16 protein-coding genes and 1 CRISPR repeat array are annotated in these 18,939 nt (G+C 55.3%); of the genes, 4 read left to right on the top strand and 12 right to left on the bottom strand.

Features of this window, described 5'->3' with window-relative positions; all coding sequences use genetic code 11:
- The first annotated feature begins 45 nt into the window (after nucleotides 1-45).
- Nucleotides 46-1,632 carry a phosphoglycerate dehydrogenase gene (serA, locus tag ACYQ14_RS09345; protein ID WP_459887365.1) on the top strand — a complete coding sequence of 529 codons (1,587 nt, stop codon included), beginning with the start codon at nucleotides 46-48 and terminating at the stop codon, nucleotides 1,630-1,632.
- 160 nt (nucleotides 1,633-1,792) lie between these two features.
- On the opposite strand, the gene ACYQ14_RS09350 is transcribed toward serA, so the two are convergent.
- From ACYQ14_RS09350 to ACYQ14_RS09365, 4 genes are all read right to left on the bottom strand, one after another.
- Nucleotides 1,793-2,035, bottom strand: a complete 243-nt coding sequence (locus ACYQ14_RS09350; protein WP_459890034.1) for a DUF7471 family protein — start codon at nucleotides 2,033-2,035, stop codon at nucleotides 1,793-1,795.
- Nucleotides 2,036-2,099: 64 nt separating this feature from the next.
- Entirely contained in the window at nucleotides 2,100-2,615 is a 516-nt protein-coding gene (locus ACYQ14_RS09355) for a TlpA family protein disulfide reductase (protein WP_459887367.1), read from the bottom strand.
- Entirely contained in the window at nucleotides 2,612-3,421 is an 810-nt protein-coding gene (locus ACYQ14_RS09360) for an SCO family protein (RefSeq protein ID WP_459887369.1), read from the bottom strand. Before ACYQ14_RS09360 ends, ACYQ14_RS09355 begins: the two co-directional genes overlap by 4 nt.
- Nucleotides 3,422-3,591: 170 nt before the next feature.
- Entirely contained in the window at nucleotides 3,592-3,771 is a 180-nt protein-coding gene (locus ACYQ14_RS09365; protein ID WP_459887370.1) for a hypothetical protein, read from the bottom strand.
- A gap of 107 nt (nucleotides 3,772-3,878) precedes the next feature.
- On the opposite strand from ACYQ14_RS09365, the gene ACYQ14_RS09370 reads away from it, so the two are divergent.
- From ACYQ14_RS09370 to ACYQ14_RS09380, 3 genes are all read left to right on the top strand, one after another.
- Nucleotides 3,879-4,739 carry a CPBP family intramembrane glutamic endopeptidase gene (locus tag ACYQ14_RS09370; protein WP_459887372.1) on the top strand — a complete coding sequence of 287 codons (861 nt, stop codon included), beginning with the start codon at nucleotides 3,879-3,881 and terminating at the stop codon, nucleotides 4,737-4,739.
- Nucleotides 4,740-4,937: 198 nt separating this feature from the next.
- Complete coding sequence (locus ACYQ14_RS09375) at nucleotides 4,938-5,144, top strand: hypothetical protein (protein WP_459887374.1); 207 nt, start codon at nucleotides 4,938-4,940, stop codon at nucleotides 5,142-5,144.
- 460 nt (nucleotides 5,145-5,604) lie between these two features.
- The gene (locus ACYQ14_RS09380; protein ID WP_459887376.1) at nucleotides 5,605-5,784 is read left to right on the top strand and encodes a hypothetical protein; all 180 of its coding nucleotides are present in this window, start codon (nucleotides 5,605-5,607) and stop codon (nucleotides 5,782-5,784) included.
- 198 nt (nucleotides 5,785-5,982) lie between these two features.
- Nucleotides 5,983-10,123: a CRISPR direct-repeat array (repeat unit 37 nt; unit sequence GTTTCAATCCCGTAGTGGGTTTTCTCCCTTCTGCGAC).
- Nucleotides 10,124-10,245: 122 nt separating this feature from the next.
- Here ACYQ14_RS09380 and cas2 read toward each other — a convergent pair.
- From cas2 to cas6, 8 genes are read right to left on the bottom strand one after another with little or no spacing between them, the layout of a single operon-like run.
- On the bottom strand, nucleotides 10,246-10,518 hold the full coding sequence (cas2, locus tag ACYQ14_RS09385) for a CRISPR-associated endonuclease Cas2 (protein WP_459887378.1): 273 nt from the start codon (nucleotides 10,516-10,518) through the stop codon (nucleotides 10,246-10,248).
- Between the two features lie 2 nt (nucleotides 10,519-10,520).
- Nucleotides 10,521-11,516, bottom strand: a complete 996-nt coding sequence (cas1, locus tag ACYQ14_RS09390; RefSeq protein WP_459887380.1) for a CRISPR-associated endonuclease Cas1 — start codon at nucleotides 11,514-11,516, stop codon at nucleotides 10,521-10,523.
- Nucleotides 11,513-12,106 carry a CRISPR-associated protein Cas4 gene (gene cas4 / locus ACYQ14_RS09395; RefSeq protein WP_459887382.1) on the bottom strand — a complete coding sequence of 198 codons (594 nt, stop codon included), beginning with the start codon at nucleotides 12,104-12,106 and terminating at the stop codon, nucleotides 11,513-11,515. Before cas4 ends, cas1 begins: the two co-directional genes overlap by 4 nt.
- A complete protein-coding gene (gene cas3, locus ACYQ14_RS09400; protein WP_459887384.1) occupies nucleotides 12,103-14,001 on the bottom strand; it encodes a type I-D CRISPR-associated helicase Cas3' in 1,899 nt (632 codons plus the stop codon). Before cas3 ends, cas4 begins: the two co-directional genes overlap by 4 nt.
- Nucleotides 13,998-14,702, bottom strand: a complete 705-nt coding sequence (locus tag ACYQ14_RS09405) for a hypothetical protein (RefSeq protein WP_459887385.1) — start codon at nucleotides 14,700-14,702, stop codon at nucleotides 13,998-14,000. The genes cas3 and ACYQ14_RS09405 overlap by 4 nt, the downstream gene beginning before the upstream one ends.
- Entirely contained in the window at nucleotides 14,695-15,636 is a 942-nt protein-coding gene (gene cas7d / locus ACYQ14_RS09410; RefSeq protein WP_459887387.1) for a type I-D CRISPR-associated protein Cas7/Csc2, read from the bottom strand. Before cas7d ends, ACYQ14_RS09405 begins: the two co-directional genes overlap by 8 nt.
- Nucleotides 15,636-18,062, bottom strand: a complete 2,427-nt coding sequence (locus ACYQ14_RS09415; RefSeq protein WP_459887389.1) for a hypothetical protein — start codon at nucleotides 18,060-18,062, stop codon at nucleotides 15,636-15,638. Before ACYQ14_RS09415 ends, cas7d begins: the two co-directional genes overlap by 1 nt.
- The gene (cas6, locus tag ACYQ14_RS09420) at nucleotides 18,062-18,850 is read right to left on the bottom strand and encodes a CRISPR system precrRNA processing endoribonuclease RAMP protein Cas6 (RefSeq protein WP_459887391.1); all 789 of its coding nucleotides are present in this window, start codon (nucleotides 18,848-18,850) and stop codon (nucleotides 18,062-18,064) included. Before cas6 ends, ACYQ14_RS09415 begins: the two co-directional genes overlap by 1 nt.
- Nucleotides 18,851-18,939 lie beyond the last annotated feature (89 nt).

Below are 18,939 nucleotides of genomic sequence, written 5' to 3' on the forward strand. Positions count from 1 at the left end.
GGACACAACGGAAGGGTTTACCCTATCGACGCAATTGACTCGCGCATGAAGGTTCTGGTCACGGACCCTATCGCTGACGCGGGCTTGGCGGTACTTAGGGACGCCGGCTACGAAGTCGAAACGGCATACGAACTCGAGGACGAGGCGCTCCTCGAGGAGATTTCGGACGCCAACGGACTGATCGTTCGTTCGGGAACTGAAGTCACCGAGGACGTCCTTACGGCCGCCGAAGAACTGGCTATCGTTGGTCGCGCGGGAATCGGTGTCGACAACATCGACATCGACGCTGCGACCGACGAGGGCGTTATCGTCGCAAACGCGCCGGAAGGGAACGTTCGAGCCGCCGCCGAGCACACCGTCGCGATGACGTTCGCGGCCGCGCGCTCGATCCCGCAGGCACACGTCCGCCTCAAAAACGCCGAGTGGGCCAAAGGCGACTACCTCGGAACCGAACTCGACGACAAGACCCTCGGCGTCGTCGGCCTCGGCCGCGTGGGACAGGAAGTCGCAAAAAAGCTCGACTCGATGGGGATGGACATCGTCGCGTACGACCCCTACATCTCCGAGGACCGCGCAGACCGCATCGGCGCGGAACTCGTCGAGTTCGAGGAGTGTCTCGAGGCCGCGGACTTCGTCACGGTTCACACACCGCTGACCCCCGAAACGGAAGGGCTGATTAGCGACGAGGAGCTCGAACTGCTCGAGGGCGGCTACCTGATCAACTGCGCCCGCGGGGGCGTCGTCGACGAGGACGCGCTCGCGGCGAAAGTCGAAGACGGCACCCTCGAGGGGGCCGCACTCGACGTCTTCGCTGAGGAGCCCCTTAGCGAGGACTCGCCGCTTTTGTACGTCGATGACGTGATCGTCACGCCCCATCTCGGCGCGTCGACGGAAGCCGCTCAGGAGAACGTCGCCACTCAGACCGCAGAGCAGGTCGTCGCCGCCATCGAAGGCGAGCCGGTCGCGAACGCGCTCAACGCCCCCTCGATCGACGAGAGTGCGTTCCCGCGCGTCGAACCCTACATCGACCTCGCCGAGACCGCGGGCAAAGTTTCCGCACAACTACTCGACGGCCGCATCGAGAGCGTCGAAGTCACCTACGAAGGAGACATCGCCGACGAAGACATCGAGTTCGTCACCGCGAGCGCGCTCAAGGGCGTCTTCGAACCCCTCGAGTGGCAGGTCAACGCCGTCAACGCACCGCAGATCGCGGAGGACCGCGGCGTCGATGTCACCGAATCCAAGACCCGACAGGCCGAGGACTTCCAGGGCCTGATCTCGGTCACCGTCGGCAACGGCAACTCGGAAGTCTCCGTCGACGGAACGCTCTTCGCCGGGAACGACCCCCGAATCGTCCGCATCGACGGCTACCGCGTCGACGCGATCCCCCACGGCCGAATGGTCATCACGCGAAACACCGACGAGCCCGGCGTTATCGGCCTCATCGGCTCCGTGATGGGCAAACACGGCGTCAACATCGCCGGCATGTTCAACGCCCGCGAAACGATCGGCGGCGAAGCACTCACCGTCTACAACGTCGACAGTGCCGTGCCCGACGAAGCGCGGGAGGAACTCGAGGCCGACGAACGGATCATCGGCGTTGCAGATATTACCCTGAACGGCCAGGACTGACCGGATCTCGTATTTCTCGAGAAGCGGTTTTTTGTTGGTTCTCGAGACAAAGTCGCGATCGAAACAACCGCCGTCGAGATGGATCGCAGTCGCCGAATCGTCCGACTACGACGCTTTCCCGCGACCGCCGGTCGGCGCGGTGCGGGCACGTCCTGACGCGTCACGACTCCACGTCGGTGAACGATCCGGGCGCGTGGACGTACACGGCGTACAGAATAATCGCCGTGATGAGGAAATCGAGACTGTGTTCGAGGAAATGGTGGACCGTCATCGGGACGTAGCCGAGTACGGTTCCCCCGCCGACGATCGAACGGGTGAAAAGCGCCCCGACGGCGACGCTGACGAGGAGGTACTGCGTCGTGCCCCATCGACGGTACGCGGCGAGGCTCACGACGAAGAGGATCCCCGTTCCGGGCTCTCGTTCGCGCGGTCGGCGAACCCGACACCCCTCGAGAACGCCATCGCGATCACGCCCGTGCGGATTCGATCCACTCGAGCAACGTGTCGGCCGACTTGGTCCCCGTGTCGGCGTTGACGATCCTATTTTGTTCATCGAAAACGAACGTGGCGGGGACGGCTCTCACGTCGAGTTCGGACGTCAAGACGAGATCCGCGTCGACTCCGACGGTCCAGGATCCGTCGTGTGCCCGCCACCATTCCACCACGTCCGTTCGGTCGACGGTCGCTCCGAGCGGTTCGTTCGAGACGGAAAGAAAGTGAACGTCGTCGCTCCGTTCGTAGACCTCCTGTAACGTCGACATCATCCCGCGACAGGTCGAACACCACGTGGCGAACACCTCGAGAAACGTGACGCGGCCGGGTTCCGGCACGGTCGTCTCGCCAGCTTCGCTACCGGGAGCCTCGAGCGTTTCGACCGTCACCGGATCGACATCCCCGTCGGCTTGAAATCTCGAGTAGACGACCGCGCTGGTGCCGAGCACACCGACGCTTCCGAGACCCGCGAGTACGTCGCGTCTGTTCATGCGAACTGATCGCGCACGTCGGCGAGGTCACGAAGGACTTCGTCCGGCCGGGGCGGTTGGCGACCGTACGCTCGCTCGACGTAGCCGTCGCGGTTGACGAGCAACAGGAGGTTTCCGTGGACGAACGTCGTTTCGTCATCGTCGTCGTGGCCGCTATCGTGGTCGTCACCCTCCTGCTCCTCTTGGTCATCGTGGTCGCTCTCCTGGTCCTGGTCGTCGTGGTCGCTGTCCTGATCATGATCGTCGTGGCTTTCTTGCTCGTCGTGGTCGTCGTGGTTGACCTCCCCCATCGGCACTTCCTCGAACCCGACGCCGAAGCCGTCGTTGATGACCGCCGCCGCCTCCGATGTCGATTCGGGCCGGAGGAACTGCCAGTTCTCGGCGTCCGGATCCGCACCGTTTGACTCGGAGAACGATCGAAGTTCTTCGGGCGTGTCGTGTTCGGGATCGAACGTCGTCGGGAGGAGCGCAACCTCGTCAGCGTAGCCGTTCTCGAGCGCGTCGGCCTGGACGTGTGCGAGACTCGAGGTGAGCGAGTGACACGGGCCGGGACAGCGGGTGAAGACGAAGGTGAGCAAGGTTTCTCGTTCCTCGAGGAACTCCGTCGTCGATATCGATCGATCGTGAAGCGGCGACGGCAGCGTCGCCGTCGGAAGTTCCTCGCCGTGTGTCGGATAGGGTAACGTTTCGGGGTCCGCGTCATGATCCGGCGGATCCAACGCGGTTGTGGAATCGTCTCCGAGACAACCGGCTACCGACACCGTAGAAGCCAGACAGAGAGTTCCGAGAAGGTGGCGTCGTTGCATATCTCAAATTTGAGGGTATCGAAACATAGCCTCGTTGGTGCGATTATCGAAAGAGTCGGACCGTCGATTCGCACGAACGATGCCGGGGCGGCGAGTGCAACCCCGCGTTGACGGGCACGGACCGATTCGCCCGCGGAGACACGCGTCGGCGAGCGACGACTCGAAACGAACTACGGGCCTTCACCGCGATTTTCATCGGCGGCGTCCTCGAGTCGCTCAAGTTCGCGTTCGGCGTCCGGCGACCGCCTGTGCTGTGGCGACGTGATGGGCTCGCCCGAGCCCTCGATACGTTCCTCGAGGTCTTCGACGGCGATCCACGCTCGGAGCCGCGCGAGTAGTCCTCGAGCCATGGCGGGAGAATAGTGAGCGACCGTGAAAAATATGGGTTCCGTGCGGAATGCGAGCACGGACTGCAGGGATCGGCACATTCATCGGTCGGATTCCCTGATATTCAGGTATGGACAGCCCCCAATCGGACCCTCCGTCCGATCCCGAAGAGCCCGGTTCCGATCCTGAAGATCCCGGTTCCGATCCTGGAGATTCTGGCCCCGGTGCGTCAGGGCCCGAAGAACCCCCGTCGCGGTCGCGGTTGATCGCCATTGCCGGCTCGGTCGGCTACGTCATCGGCGCGTTCATCATCGCATTCGCCGGCAGTATCGCGCTGATGATGCCACTCATGATCGGGCTGATGGTGACCGATAGCCTCGAGCTCGTAGAGTACCTCTTCGAGGGAGACGGGTTCGTGTTCCTGGCCGCCGCAGAGTCGGCGATGTTGGGACTGGGCGCGGTCGGCCTCGCGGCGCTTTCGGTCATGCGCGGCTGGATCCCGAAATCCGATTTCGGACTGTCGATCCCGACGAACCGCCAGTTCGTCATCAGCCTCATCGCGATCGCCGGACTCGTCGCGCTCGGCATGGCACTCTCGATCATCAGCAACACGCTCGGGATCCCCGCTTCGGAGCACTCGCTGATCGACGAGAACGCCTCGGCGACGTACTTCCTCGCGCTGGCCGTGATCTCGATTCTCATCATCGGCCCCGCCGAGGAGCTGTTGTTCAGGGGCGTCATCCAGAACTACATGCGCCCCGCGTTCGGCTCTGCAGGGGCGATCGTCCTGACCTCGGTGCTGTTCTCGAGCATCCACCTGCCCGCCTACTTTACGGCCACGTTCGCCGAAGCTGTCGTCTCGCTCGGCGTCGTCCTCGCGCTGTCGCTCGTGCTCGGCTGGCTCTACGAGAAGTACGAAAACCTCTATCTCGTGATGTGGATTCACGGCGGTTACAACGCCGTCTTGTTCCTGTTTCAGGCGTTTCTGTAAGTCGTCTTTTCGAAATCACCTTGGTTCAATTGGCCGTCCTCGAGCGCGGCCGTTCTGGGGAACAACGGGATTTCGTTCGGGTCACTCGAGAGATGGGAGCGAGCACCTGACGAAGATGAAGGCTATGAACCGCTCTGTGATACTCGAGAACTGTTATTGGTGAGACCACCGGAGGTACCTGCTCGAGTAAGAGTGACTGTGACCCCGAAGGCCCTCAGCCCGCTGGCGGTCTCACAGCGACATATCGCCTACGGCGATAGGGGTCGCTGTGATGACCACGCAAGCGCCAGCGCGCTTCGCCCCTTCACTCCGCCAGGCCACACCGCGTTCCACAACGCAGGCCTGCCCTTCCTCGTTCGCGCGAGCGAAGCGAGTGCGAGCTCGGAAGAGCTTGCTCTTCCGTAGGAGAGCACGTCTCGCCTATTTGCGAGACGTGCTCTCGGCCACAGCCTTCGGTGCAGTAATCTGCGGTGGCGCGCGCTGGTGGGCCACTCGAGCGGACCACAGTGCTGGACGAGAGGGAACCACAGTTGCTGGACGAGAGGAGACCGGCAGGTCTCGAGACAGAGAGACGACGAATCAGATACTGCCTCGAGGACGGATTCGGTTACAGAAACAGCGATTTTCCCGGTCCGTTACGGATAGATATAAGTCTCATCAGGTCAACAAACAGAATGGAAGTCACCCTCCACGAGTGATGGGGCATGCGTTGAAATGCCCCGGGTGTCCTAGCACCCGAGGCGTGGCTTCCAAACACGAGCCGTTTGCAAGCCATGTTTCCGTTCATTCTACCGGGATATAAACATCCCGCACGACCGATGCAGAGCACTCAGCCATCAGTGACACCCACCGCCGGAGGGCAATTATGACCGACAAGAGCGACGACCTCGAGACTGAATCAGACGCCACATCCGATTCGAGGTCTCTGGTCGAGTGTCCCACCTGCGGAACCCCGGTCGCACTCGTCACAATGAAAGAGCCCACGATCGGCATCGCCACGCCCTGTGGCTGTCACGTCGCCCCGAACCTGCTCGAGTCTAACTAAGGCTCGAGTCGGGGCGGTAAGCCGAAATCCCGATCACCGAGTTAGCGATGAAGAAACCACCACCACCATCACCACATCGTGGATCGGGGTTTCGGTCCGTAAACCGGACTCGAGGCATTTTCTCGAGACAGAAATCGAGGGAGTAGGTCAACATGAATCTGCAAAACTAATCATGTCGTCAGTACGAATTTGAGATGTTCCTCAATCCCGTAGTGGGTTTTCTCCCTTCTGCGACACTCCCTCAACGTGCTGGTTCACGAGTGCAAAATCCAGTTTCAATCCCGTAGTGGGTTTTCTCCCTTCTGCGACCGCTCGCAAAAAGGCGTTGACGTTCCTGCTATTCGGAGTTTCAATCCCGTAGTGGGTTTTCTCCCTTCTGCGACGTTTGGATCGTTCGTTCGCCAAAAGCATCCGAGTTTCAATCCCGTAGTGGGTTTTCTCCCTTCTGCGACAACCGTTCATCGTATCGCTCGAGAATTAGACGGGAAGTTTCAATCCCGTAGTGGGTTTTCTCCCTTCTGCGACACTTCGCGAATCGCTTCGCGGTCGCCGGACAACATGTTTCAATCCCGTAGTGGGTTTTCTCCCTTCTGCGACCCGACCCATTGCATTGCCCCGCCGCTATACGGTCCGGTTTCAATCCCGTAGTGGGTTTTCTCCCTTCTGCGACGGAATCAATCGCCCCGATCGCGACGACCCCAGCAGTGTTTCAATCCCGTAGTGGGTTTTCTCCCTTCTGCGACCCACTACTCTCCTGGGCACTCGCCCGCCCGGCGTACCGTTTCAATCCCGTAGTGGGTTTTCTCCCTTCTGCGACTCATCCTCGCCGTCGAGGTCGTCCGGCGGCGTCAGTTTCAATCCCGTAGTGGGTTTTCTCCCTTCTGCGACTGGATCATTGAATTGGGAGTCCGAATTGGTAGAAGAGTTTCAATCCCGTAGTGGGTTTTCTCCCTTCTGCGACCCGCTACCGATAACAAGAGGTAATCAATAATGCCATTGTTTCAATCCCGTAGTGGGTTTTCTCCCTTCTGCGACGTATCAGGATTAGCGACTGTCGCGGGGTGATGACACTGTTTCAATCCCGTAGTGGGTTTTCTCCCTTCTGCGACTATAGCGGGATGTTCGAGACTCTCGCCCAACAGCAAGTTTCAATCCCGTAGTGGGTTTTCTCCCTTCTGCGACGGTCGTCTGTGCCGGTCCCTCGAGTAAGAGATGTCGTGTTTCAATCCCGTAGTGGGTTTTCTCCCTTCTGCGACGTCGTCTGGCTTGGCGAGTGACTGATGCTCATAGTGCGTTTCAATCCCGTAGTGGGTTTTCTCCCTTCTGCGACCCTCCCATGAACCGACGCAGGCCGAGGAACCCAGCCAGTTTCAATCCCGTAGTGGGTTTTCTCCCTTCTGCGACCAGCGTCGAGTTCGTCGAGGCCCGGCGAGTCGTCGTGTTTCAATCCCGTAGTGGGTTTTCTCCCTTCTGCGACCCGCGCTTGCGATTCGGTCGTTAAGGCTCTCGTCGTGTTTCAATCCCGTAGTGGGTTTTCTCCCTTCTGCGACTTCAACAGGCCCATATCTATCTGCAAGGCGCATCCCGTTTCAATCCCGTAGTGGGTTTTCTCCCTTCTGCGACAGAAGCGGACCAACAATGCTGAGGATGCCGCTTTCGCGTTTCAATCCCGTAGTGGGTTTTCTCCCTTCTGCGACCTTTTACGACGACGTCCGCGACGAACTGAATTGGAATCGTTTCAATCCCGTAGTGGGTTTTCTCCCTTCTGCGACAAGTCTCCCCCAGATCCTGATTCGAGTTCATTCCGCTGTTTCAATCCCGTAGTGGGTTTTCTCCCTTCTGCGACGTGACCAGCGTCGAGGCCGTCGTCGACGTCGTCAGTGTTTCAATCCCGTAGTGGGTTTTCTCCCTTCTGCGACTCGCGTTCGCTCGTCGTCGTCGACGCTCATCGATGGTTTCAATCCCGTAGTGGGTTTTCTCCCTTCTGCGACGTCAAGCTGGCGAGACGCTGCAACCATCTCCTGTTGTTTCAATCCCGTAGTGGGTTTTCTCCCTTCTGCGACTGGTCAACGTGCGCGTTCGCGATGCGCAGGGAGACGTGTTTCAATCCCGTAGTGGGTTTTCTCCCTTCTGCGACCCGCTGCAACCACCACGTCGTCGAGAGCCCCTGAATAGTTTCAATCCCGTAGTGGGTTTTCTCCCTTCTGCGACCAATTCCGCTACACGGCGGCTACTCATCGGTCAATGTTTCAATCCCGTAGTGGGTTTTCTCCCTTCTGCGACGTTCCGATGAGTAGTGCAAGACAGAAGGAAACGAAGTTTCAATCCCGTAGTGGGTTTTCTCCCTTCTGCGACATCGACACTCTTGAGTTGAGCGCAGACCTCGACGAGTTTCAATCCCGTAGTGGGTTTTCTCCCTTCTGCGACCTGGCGGGTGTAAACTCCCTGGGTTTGTGAACACGTCGTTTCAATCCCGTAGTGGGTTTTCTCCCTTCTGCGACCCAACAGTTCCTCACGTAGCCTTTCGTTACTGAAGCGTTTCAATCCCGTAGTGGGTTTTCTCCCTTCTGCGACACACACGCCGCTTGTCTGCCATGCCGGTGTACTCATGTTTCAATCCCGTAGTGGGTTTTCTCCCTTCTGCGACTAAAGTGTCCAACTCTGACCTGCTCCCTTTCGGGGGTTTCAATCCCGTAGTGGGTTTTCTCCCTTCTGCGACGGGCAGTGACTGCGCTTGCGGCGAGTGTCAGTAATCGTTTCAATCCCGTAGTGGGTTTTCTCCCTTCTGCGACACGTTTCCGTTTCCGTTTGCGATGAGTGTACTATATGTTTCAATCCCGTAGTGGGTTTTCTCCCTTCTGCGACACGACGAACGAAGCGTGCACGTGCCCGGATTACAAAGTTTCAATCCCGTAGTGGGTTTTCTCCCTTCTGCGACCAGGGATCGGAACATCTGGCAACCCGGCCCGTTCACGGTTTCAATCCCGTAGTGGGTTTTCTCCCTTCTGCGACGCCGTCGTCAGATGTGTCACTCATAAGTATGAAAGTTTCAATCCCGTAGTGGGTTTTCTCCCTTCTGCGACAGTATAAACCTCGCAGGGGCATTGAACCAGAGAGGACAGTTTCAATCCCGTAGTGGGTTTTCTCCCTTCTGCGACAGACCGCGCGGGAGATCCGCGAAGAGTACGACGAGCTGTTTCAATCCCGTAGTGGGTTTTCTCCCTTCTGCGACGCTGACTTCCGCGAGGGGCCAGCTTCGGGATCCGAGCTGTTTCAATCCCGTAGTGGGTTTTCTCCCTTCTGCGACGATCACGTTCCGGGTTATGCTCACGGACGGAAACGAGTTCGTTTCAATCCCGTAGTGGGTTTTCTCCCTTCTGCGACCGCTCTGTCCTTGGACAGTCCCACCGGCTGTAACGTGTTTCAATCCCGTAGTGGGTTTTCTCCCTTCTGCGACAGGTTGGGCACACTGTCACCATGTTCGTATCTTCGTGTTTCAATCCCGTAGTGGGTTTTCTCCCTTCTGCGACACTCGCCCACGGCGGGGCAGGGAAGCGACTGCTGTTTCAATCCCGTAGTGGGTTTTCTCCCTTCTGCGACGGCTTCGACGTGTGGAGTGTCGAAGATGAGGTGTTCATGGTTTCAATCCCGTAGTGGGTTTTCTCCCTTCTGCGACATACCCTTCTCATATGCCCTCTCTATGTATCTGTTCTGTTTCAATCCCGTAGTGGGTTTTCTCCCTTCTGCGACGGGAGTTCTCGGATCCGTCTGACCGCGTTTGGTCTTGTTTCAATCCCGTAGTGGGTTTTCTCCCTTCTGCGACGTACGGGGGAGGCCTACTACGTAGGCCCCCCCTAACAAGTTTCAATCCCGTAGTGGGTTTTCTCCCTTCTGCGACGTCAAAGAGGACCTGCATCATCGGGCTCTCGTTCTGCGTTTCAATCCCGTAGTGGGTTTTCTCCCTTCTGCGACGTCGACTTCTCCCGTTCGAACTTCGGCCACGTAATAATGTTTCAATCCCGTAGTGGGTTTTCTCCCTTCTGCGACTTCCCCGTCGGTGTGAACGTCTTCTCGAGTTTCGGTTTCAATCCCGTAGTGGGTTTTCTCCCTTCTGCGACGATTAAAAATTCTTGATGATGGAGAGGGGGTAGAAGTGTTTCAATCCCGTAGTGGGTTTTCTCCCTTCTGCGACAGCTCGCAGCGGCGTTGCTCGAGCGCAACTATCTGCGTTTCAATCCCGTAGTGGGTTTTCTCCCTTCTGCGACAATCCTCTCATCGTTCCAAGCCGCAGGTCAACACATCGTTTCAATCCCGTAGTGGGTTTTCTCCCTTCTGCGACAGGGGGTTGAGATACGGATAGAAGGGTCATAAGTGTTCCTCGAGCGTCGAAAATGACTCTTCTATTCATCGACCCCCACCGTACAGACTGTTTATAACAGTCGATGAAACGACGAGTCGATATCAAATGACATTCGACTGTTCTTCATCCTGTGATGCACCAATATCGGTGGTTGCATCGAGACACGAATCGCACAACCGATACAGCCGAATTCGGTCGCCATCCGATGGCTCGATGTGGGACTCGAGTTCGTCCTCGAGTTCGACTCGATCAGTCTTGGATATCTCGAGTTCGAACACGCTGTACTGTTTCCACGCGCCGTAGCGCTCGAGCGTGCGGTACACTCGACGTCGATTCGAGTCGTCGCTTACGTCGTAGGTGATTGCGAGTCGCATTGTTAGTGATCGAATGTAAGCGCATGGTAGTCGTCAAGCTCACCGGTAATCGACTTTCGAAGGAGGATGGCCTGCTGACGGATGGCTTTCCGACGAGTAACGGTGTATTCGAAGTAGGGGTGCGTGAACTCCTCGTTCATGTAGTCGTCGAACTTTGACAAATATGTCTTGAACGCATCATCGTTCAGCCGGTTATCGTCCCGAAAATCGTTATGCGTGATGACACCACGGTTAACTAACCGGGTGACCAGCGCATCGCAAAAGATCGGCCGGAATTCTTCCTGAAGATCGAGTGCGAGCGAAGGCCGTCCGTGACGATCTGCGTGTAACACGCCCAAAAACGGATCGAGATTATACTGGCGCAACGCCGCCAGAACCTCGTTTTTCATGAAGACGTACGTCAACGAAAGAAGGGAGTTGATGTGGTCCTCCGGCGGACGCTTCGTTCGCTTTTCGAACGTCCATCCGTCAGTTAACGTCTCGTCGAGTCGAGAAAAGTATCGCTCCGCCGCTTCACCCTCCGTTCCGCGGAGGCCGTCTTTCGTCGTCGCCTTTCCGGCACGGACTCCGAGATCTTTCAACACTTCCGTACCACGGACTCCCTTTCGAGAGAGCAGGGTTCGTGCATTACGAATCTTCCCAGCGATCACCGCTTTAGCGATCTCGAGTTCTTCCTCGTCTGAAAGTGCGTACTGTGCGCGTCGAACCTCCGCAATCGTGTTTCTCTCAGGAACGAAGCTCCCACGGTACTTTCCGTGTTGTGTGAAATAATTCAGTACGATGCCGTGTTCGTTTGCCGTGGCGACGAACGGCGTCGAAAAGTTCACGCCGCCGAAAACGTTGATCGTATCGACCTTCTCGATCGGTCTCGAGGCGAGCTGTCCGTCGTCGCCGTCGACATCCCAGATAACGATTCGGCCACCATCGACCTGGACCTGCGACCCTTGTTTCGTGACGAACAATACCGCCTCGTCGTACATTCCCTCGGAAGCCTTCATAGGTTGTCCTCCCAGCCGGTTCCGACCGCTTTTTCGGGCTCGAGACGAGCCGTTTCTGCAGGCATACAGTACTCTCGAGCCGAACACGCCTCGCACTTGTCTGGGTTATCAGTGAAGGAGGGTATCGAATCGACCGACATTGACTGAATTGCGCTAATCTGTTCGTGAACTTCCGCTCGATGGTCTTCCGTAATTGGAATGTGCATTCGCTGATCCGTTTCGTAGAGATATATTGCTCCTTCTCGAACCGGCTCGTCGAGATGATCTTCGAGGAGCATGCAGTATCCTGCGAGCTGTACTTCGTCGCTTTTGTAGTAATCCCCACTTTCGGCTCTTTTTCGTTCGACAGGAACAGCACGGTCTTCCTCGAGATCGAGAACGTCGATCTTTCCTTTGAGGCCCAGTTCTTCGGACTCGAGGTAGAGTTCGTTTAACCAGTCCCCACGAGTCGACTGATTCTCGTGTGTCGTCTTCCCCTCGATTCGTTCGTAGTTCCGCCCTTGTGTATCATAGAAATGGAGATACCAATACCGGCGTGGACAGTACGCAAACTGGTTCAGGTCGGAGACATTAATTAGTTCCACAGTCATACCTGACGCTGGTAAACATCGATTTTTGGTGGTCCAATATCGCTAGTCTCGACTTCTGTTTCGTACTCCGCGGTAGTGATTCGGCGAGGGACGACGGCATTGACGATCCGAATCATTCGATAGAATTGATGTAAGATGCCAATGTCAAGTTCGAACTCGTCTTCCAAGTCCATCTGATTGATTCGGCGACGAATCTTCGTTTGGAGGAGGTCCTCGATCTCGCTCGTCGGTTTGTCGTATCGTGTCGGTTCTGTCTCGTATTCTGGTAGTCGTGCAGTCACCGCTGAGAGGACATCACCAGCAGATGGTTTCAAAACGAGAACATCATCGTCTTCCACCCGGTCGATATCGTAGTGTCGAAGTGTTGTCGTGAGATCGTACGTTGTCACGCCAAGTTGGTCTCCGCGCGGATATTTGATCGATGCTGACAGAGATCGACCACGAAGCCCACGGAATGTCTGAAAGCAGTGTCGGGTAAACCGAAGTAGTTTCGCTGCTTCACTGTTCTGCTGGTACTTTCCAGGGCCGAGTCCGTCCTTTATTTCTTCAATCTCACTTTCAACAGTTGCGATAAACCCGCGCCAGCGATCATACTGTTCGATGTTTGCTTCGAAATCCTCTCGCAGTTCCTCGTTGAACCATCCGTAATCATCCTCGCGTGAAGCAATCGCGTAGGCAGCTCGAAATCCGACGAGATTACCGAGCCACTCGTGATCCATCTCGGATGACTCAAGTCCCTCGTGGATCTGGGCAGCGAACGTCGGAAAATCAACACTGGCACCCCATGGACCCTGTCCAAGCCCGTACAGGTGAACTGTCGCCTCAGATTCGCGGCCAGCACGGCCGAAGCGCTGAAGAAATGCGCTCGCATCAGGTGGACTTTCCATGTACTGCGTCGTTATATCGTAATCAAGCCCGACCTCTCCCTTGCTCGTCGTGTTGAGGATATAGAAGCTCTCCTCGTCAAGGTCGACGGCTTCATCGTTCGTATCGAATCCATTGTCCTTGGCAGTATGTTCGAAGACAGTTGGATACTCGTCGTGTAAGAACTGATGGAAGTCATTGCTGTCTTTCGCACTATTGAACACGACGACAGCATGCGGTTGATCGTACTCCCCAGCTGACTCGACCTTCTCTCGAAGCACCGTTGCGATCTCGTCACGCTGCTCGAGAATATTTCGTTCCTCATGACGAACGACGTCGACCGACTGGCGAAATTGGTCACCATTTTCGACGTATTCCGCATCAATATCACAGATTTCGAGACCAACTCGTTTCCGCAAGAAATCCACGAAGTCATCGTTTGGCGTCGCTGATGCGAGAAGGATTTTCGGATCACTGTGTCGCTCCTCGAGTATTTTCGTTTGGAGCAAAAGGCCACTCGCAGCGAGTGCATCGTAGAAATGGAACTCGTCGTAGACTATTGCATCGAATTTATTGAAAAACCGCATCGCATCACCCCCACGGTACATGTCCTGAATCGCCGCTTGTAGAATATCTGGATTAGTAAGAACGACTTCGTGATCAGCAGCAAACTTGTTCACGTACCGAATTAGGTTTTCAGTCCGCTCGTGTCCATGTCCATCTAATGTATTCCCGTTTAGAATACAAACATCGATTTCATCCGCTTCAAATCGCTCGCGTTGCTGGCGCATAAGCGCATTTGTAGGGTAGACAAGCAGCGTCATATCACGCGAATCGATAAGCTCGTAAAACGTCGCCGTCTTCCCTGCACCAGTCGGAGCGTGAACGGCAGCGACAGGTTCGGTACCCTCACGAATCCATTCAACGACACGGTTCTGGAACGCCCTTGCATAATCAAACCCTTGTTCCTCGAGGGCAGGTTCTGGAGGTTCTGTTGCAAGAGCTGCACTATCCACTTGAAAACGACTCATCCGAGCACCTCAGGGAGAACACGTTCCCTAACAAAGTCGGGATTAGCACCAACGAAGTGCTGTAACCGTGGATCATTTCCTCGCCTGAAAGAGTCACTATGCTCTAACAACGCTGCAAGGATTTCATCAGATAGATCGTAGACTTCGGAGAGGAGATACTTATTCAGGACGAGTGTATCCAGTTCCGAAGTTTGTGCCCGGATTTCACCAGTCTGCTTGATTCCCATTCGAAAGAACGGGCGTCGAGGAAGTTCTTCTTCACCCCAGACAGTAAATTCGAACGTCGAGCCGGGGGACAGTCCGACGTAGTTTCGCATTGTCTGATATGCCGCTCCCGAGTTCTCGAGAATCGCAGGCACTGACTTCGTACCAGCAACTTGATTTGCAATCTCTGTGTCGTTCGTAGTGAAATGCCGTTCTGACCGGTAATCCGTACTCCGGAACGTCCGTTCATCGGTTTGGACGGCGACCGGCCGCATATCCGTAACGAAGAACGGAGCTTCCTCGAGGTGAGAGTAGTCGGGAGATGTCGCTTCATCCCCAAATTCCGCGTATCGTTTTTCCATTCCGAAGTATCGATAGCCAAGAGCATGCATGAGTGCAGTGGCTGAGAGCGTCGGTTGCGTTCGGATCGCACGCCCCTCCGAACTGGAGTAGAAGAGCGGTGCATACAGCGTTGCCTCAAACGTCTGCTCAATCATCGTCCAGAAGTTCGCTTTTAGCGTCCTCCATAAGGTCTGCAAACTCTTCGCACATCACATCGTCGGCATCTTCGGCTTCTCGCGAAGCGACTGATCGAACCCGCTCGAACCACTCAGGAACATCTTCGGCACTCTCGAAGGAACCGTAAACTTCCCAATCAGTACGACGAACATCTGCAACGTATTCTCCAACGCTGTCTGGCAATTCGTCACCCTCATCGTGGTATTCCATCAGAAGTTCGCCCGTCGATAGTGAGGTGTCGTGATCGCCGAGAATGACGCCCAGGATTTCGTTCCGAACATTTCGCCCTGTTCGCGTCTCTCGAGCCCCGTACTTACCCGTGTTGAGGATATTATGAAGGGTGTACAGCAACATTGGTCCAGTCGCTGCCTCGAGTGTGATAAAGTGAACAAGGTCGTTCCCCGGTTGAACTTTCACGAAGTCGAAAAGCGCCTCAGATTGGTCTCCGTCAGCATCCCGCATCGTTCCTGACTCGTAGACGGCGTTACGAGTTTCCTTATTCATTAGATCGTACTCCTCAGTCGTATACGTGTACCCCTCCACAACTCGGGATTTGATAGCAAAGTCCTGATCGCCGGTACCAGCTAACCCATATGTGAGCGTTCCAACGTTGAGGGATTTCTCGAGCGTTTCCGGTTCGTTATACGCGTACTCTTCGTGGACGAACTCCTCATCTAGACTACGAAGCAGAGACAATCCGGTGAGCCGTTCTTTGCTGGTAAATTTCTCACCGTTTACCTGTGCATGGAGTTTGTCGCCGAACTCCTGCGTTTCCGCACGGTCGTGATTCGAATTACGGAAGAGTGTCGGTTCGGTTATATCCCTCTTGACGATGAGCGTGACGGACGGTTTGCGTTTTCGGTAGATACCGAACGATTCGACGAGGCCTGTGTCTGGATATTCGAGTGTCATTAGTAGTTCTGAAGTGCTTGATCGTATGCGTAATAGTACGAGTTAACGAGCGCGTCTTCCCAATCGGAGAGTTTTTTCAGGTCATAGAGATTGTTCTCGATGAGGTAGGAACGGATCGCCTCAACGAACACCGCTGCTTGCTCCGGCGTTGCATGTCCGGCGTAGTCTTCGCGGTCTGCAGCAGCATACACCTGACTTTCAACGTAGTCGACAAGTTGGTCGTCGTCCATCTGCTGATTCTTTCCGCTAAGGAATGCATCGAGTGCCTCACGGAATACTTTCGTTTTCTTATACTTGCTGTCATATTGTTGGCCAAACAGGTCAATTCCCCGTTCGGCGACGGTTTTCATGTCCATAAGTGCATCTTGATGATACGTTTCGAAGTACTCCCGAAGATCCGGAAGTCTGATCGCGTTATCATGATTGACAACTGCGAAATTTGCAATGCTGTGGAACGTGTCGCGGTCGAGGTGAAGATATGAGTTGGTCATATTCGCATCCTGCCCGACCATACTCATGATTTTGAATAACTGGAGCGAACGTTGGAGATGCGATTCCGATCGGTCTCCCTCAACAAAATCAGGGAGCGGACCGAATCGCTCTGCTTCATCCAGCCCGAGGAGTTCTTGTGGTCGGGTGGCCTCCTCGTCCGTAAAGACCGTATTCGCGCTTTCAAAGCGCGTAAACGGCCTTCCGATGACCACCTTCATCCCAGATTCTTGGGCTGCTTCCATCACCTGGCGGACGACTGCCATTCGATGATTTTCATCCAGCACGTAAAGCGGCTGGAGGAAGTACTGGGGTTTCACCAGCTCAGACTTTACTTCAGGATCATCTAATTCATCGCTATCCCCTTGGACAATATTTCCGACGCGATTACTCCGTACTCGAACATCGCCGAGGAAATCATCGAAGTAAAAGTACGCAACCTCGAGTGCGTTGTTCGTACTGACATCGTGTTGCTCACAGACGTGAGAAAGAAGTGCGTACTCTAGGTTGCACACCTCACAAATTGACTTGTACTTCGCGTGTGGTGGAACACGACGAGAATATTCCTGAGTCCGGTAGACCCCGCTAAGCCCCTTTTGGTACTTTGTATCCGTTTCTGCACCACAGAGGAAACACATCTCATCTTTCGACCCGAGATCCGGTGCAATTCGACCATCGAAGAACCGATCAACAACGGCCCCTATTGCATCGGATTCCGGCTCAAGATCGTCGTGCAACTCAGGACGAACGGCCGCTGAAAACGTTTCAAGGAAATCAACGTGTTCGTCATACTGTTGGACGAGATACGCAACAAAATGAAGTTTGACCTTCTGAACGCCCTGTTCGTCCTCAATTCGGTCATATGCGTTTTGTACGTCCGGATCCTCAAATTCTGAGTATCCATCAATATAGACTGCCTTTGCTAAAATTGGGAAATAAGGATCGAATTCCTCAGGAATATGTTCAAAGGGCTCTACCCCCGCAGATCCACGCTCGAGGAGATCACGAAATGCATCAGCGATTTTTTGCTCTTTTTCTTCAATAGGAATATTGACCTCTGCTAAAACATCATAATCAAAAGAGTTCCAGTTGAGTTTACAATCGAACTCGAACTCAGTCCCGATTAGTTCAGGCGCTCGTTCCTCAACAATATCTTTGAGATACGAACGATCGATGAGGTTGCCTAGATAAACAACAGTATTTGACGAACTACCAACGATAACGCCGTACGTATCGTTGCCTGTCTCGCCGGCAATAGCTTCCTTTGTTGCGCCAAGAAGCGTATCGTTTAGAATTGGTTGCTCGAGTTGAGTGAACTCCACTCGGTGGACATCGTCTTGTCCCATCAGCGTACAAAGTTGATCGTACACTCCATCAGTACCATCTCTAAGTGCAACTGAGGCGGTACTATCTCCAATACGGCAATATCGTTCGAGTCCGTTGAACGACGTATCAGTCGCTCGAGTTTCGGTACTATTTTCGGTCGTTTCGGTCCGCTGAACGAGATATTGGAGGTCGTCGCGATAGCCCTCTCCAAGGAATTCTTCGATCCTAAATGGATCGCCCTCCCGTGGTTCTCCATCTTCGGTCGGCTCTGGATCGAAATACAACTCGAAAGCCGCCGCACTATTACCCTCGATATCTGCACCGTAGGCCTCACGGACGAACTTGTCCGTATCGTGGAGTGCAAGCGCAGAAGCGAGCACGCGAAGTTCTTCCTCGTAATCCGCGTACAGATCCTCCCCCGGGCCAACTGCTTCGTACACGAACGCGTTCACGCCGATCGTAACTGCGTTCAAGATGTGTGCAGCTAACGAAGAATTTGCCGAAGAATCCACTTTTGCGTCGTACTTACCGGCTGCATCGATAATGTTTGAGTACAGGTCTGTACTTCCGACGATCGTTTCGTGAGCATCTCGAGCGGCTTCAGGATTCATCAATCGTTCACCTCCACAGCAACATCACCACACCCTCGAGCGACAGCACTCCCAACCCCCGAATACTCCGCAAAGAGCGCAAGCGCCGTCACTGCGTTTTCGACGCTCTCACTGGCATCTTTAAACGCGTACGTACATCGGCCAGAGAATCCCTGTCTGAAGATTGGCTGTGGGTTTCCGTCGTCGCCTTCGACGCGGTTGACCAGCACACTGTGCGTTCGATAGCTCGAGTCATCCGGTTTTTCGATCACCGACGAGGCGAGCGCATCTCGACTGATATCCAACTCGAGTTCCTCGGGAGCAGTCCGGTTCCACTTTCCAAGTAGGCTCGAGAAGATAGCCGTCCGAACGGGGAACATCGTCGTGACCGACCCTGCCTCCTCGAGACAAGTTGCTGTACGGAAATCAAAGCGGAGGTTTGGGCTATCGGCTTTATCCGCCCGTTCGAGTAACGTCTCGTGGCTCGCGTTCTCGCTTTCGAACGACTCCACACGAAGCGTTCCGTTCGTTAATTCGATTATTTCACCCGTAAGCACGAGCGACGAAACGAGGGCCTGGAAAATGTCCTCGTCCGCTCGGTCAGTAATTCCGAGCGAGAGTTCGTATTCCTCGTTCGGTAGGGCAAGTTTGTGATGCGACCGATCACTACTCCCAAATGAGCCCTGAAGACCGCCGTTGTGGAGACTTCCAATCGGCGAATCGTGTACGTGCGCGCTTACATCTTCGTCTGCTGACTCGAGCGCGCTCAGTAAGGCGCTGTAAACCGAATAGCCATCCGACAACGGCACACTGAACCGCTTGTCGGGCCGTAGCCGAATGGTGATTCGGCGAAGGCGAGAAGCGGAGTGGGGTTGTTGTTCCATACGGTTGCAAATAG

The organism is Halostagnicola bangensis (assembly GCF_054653435.1).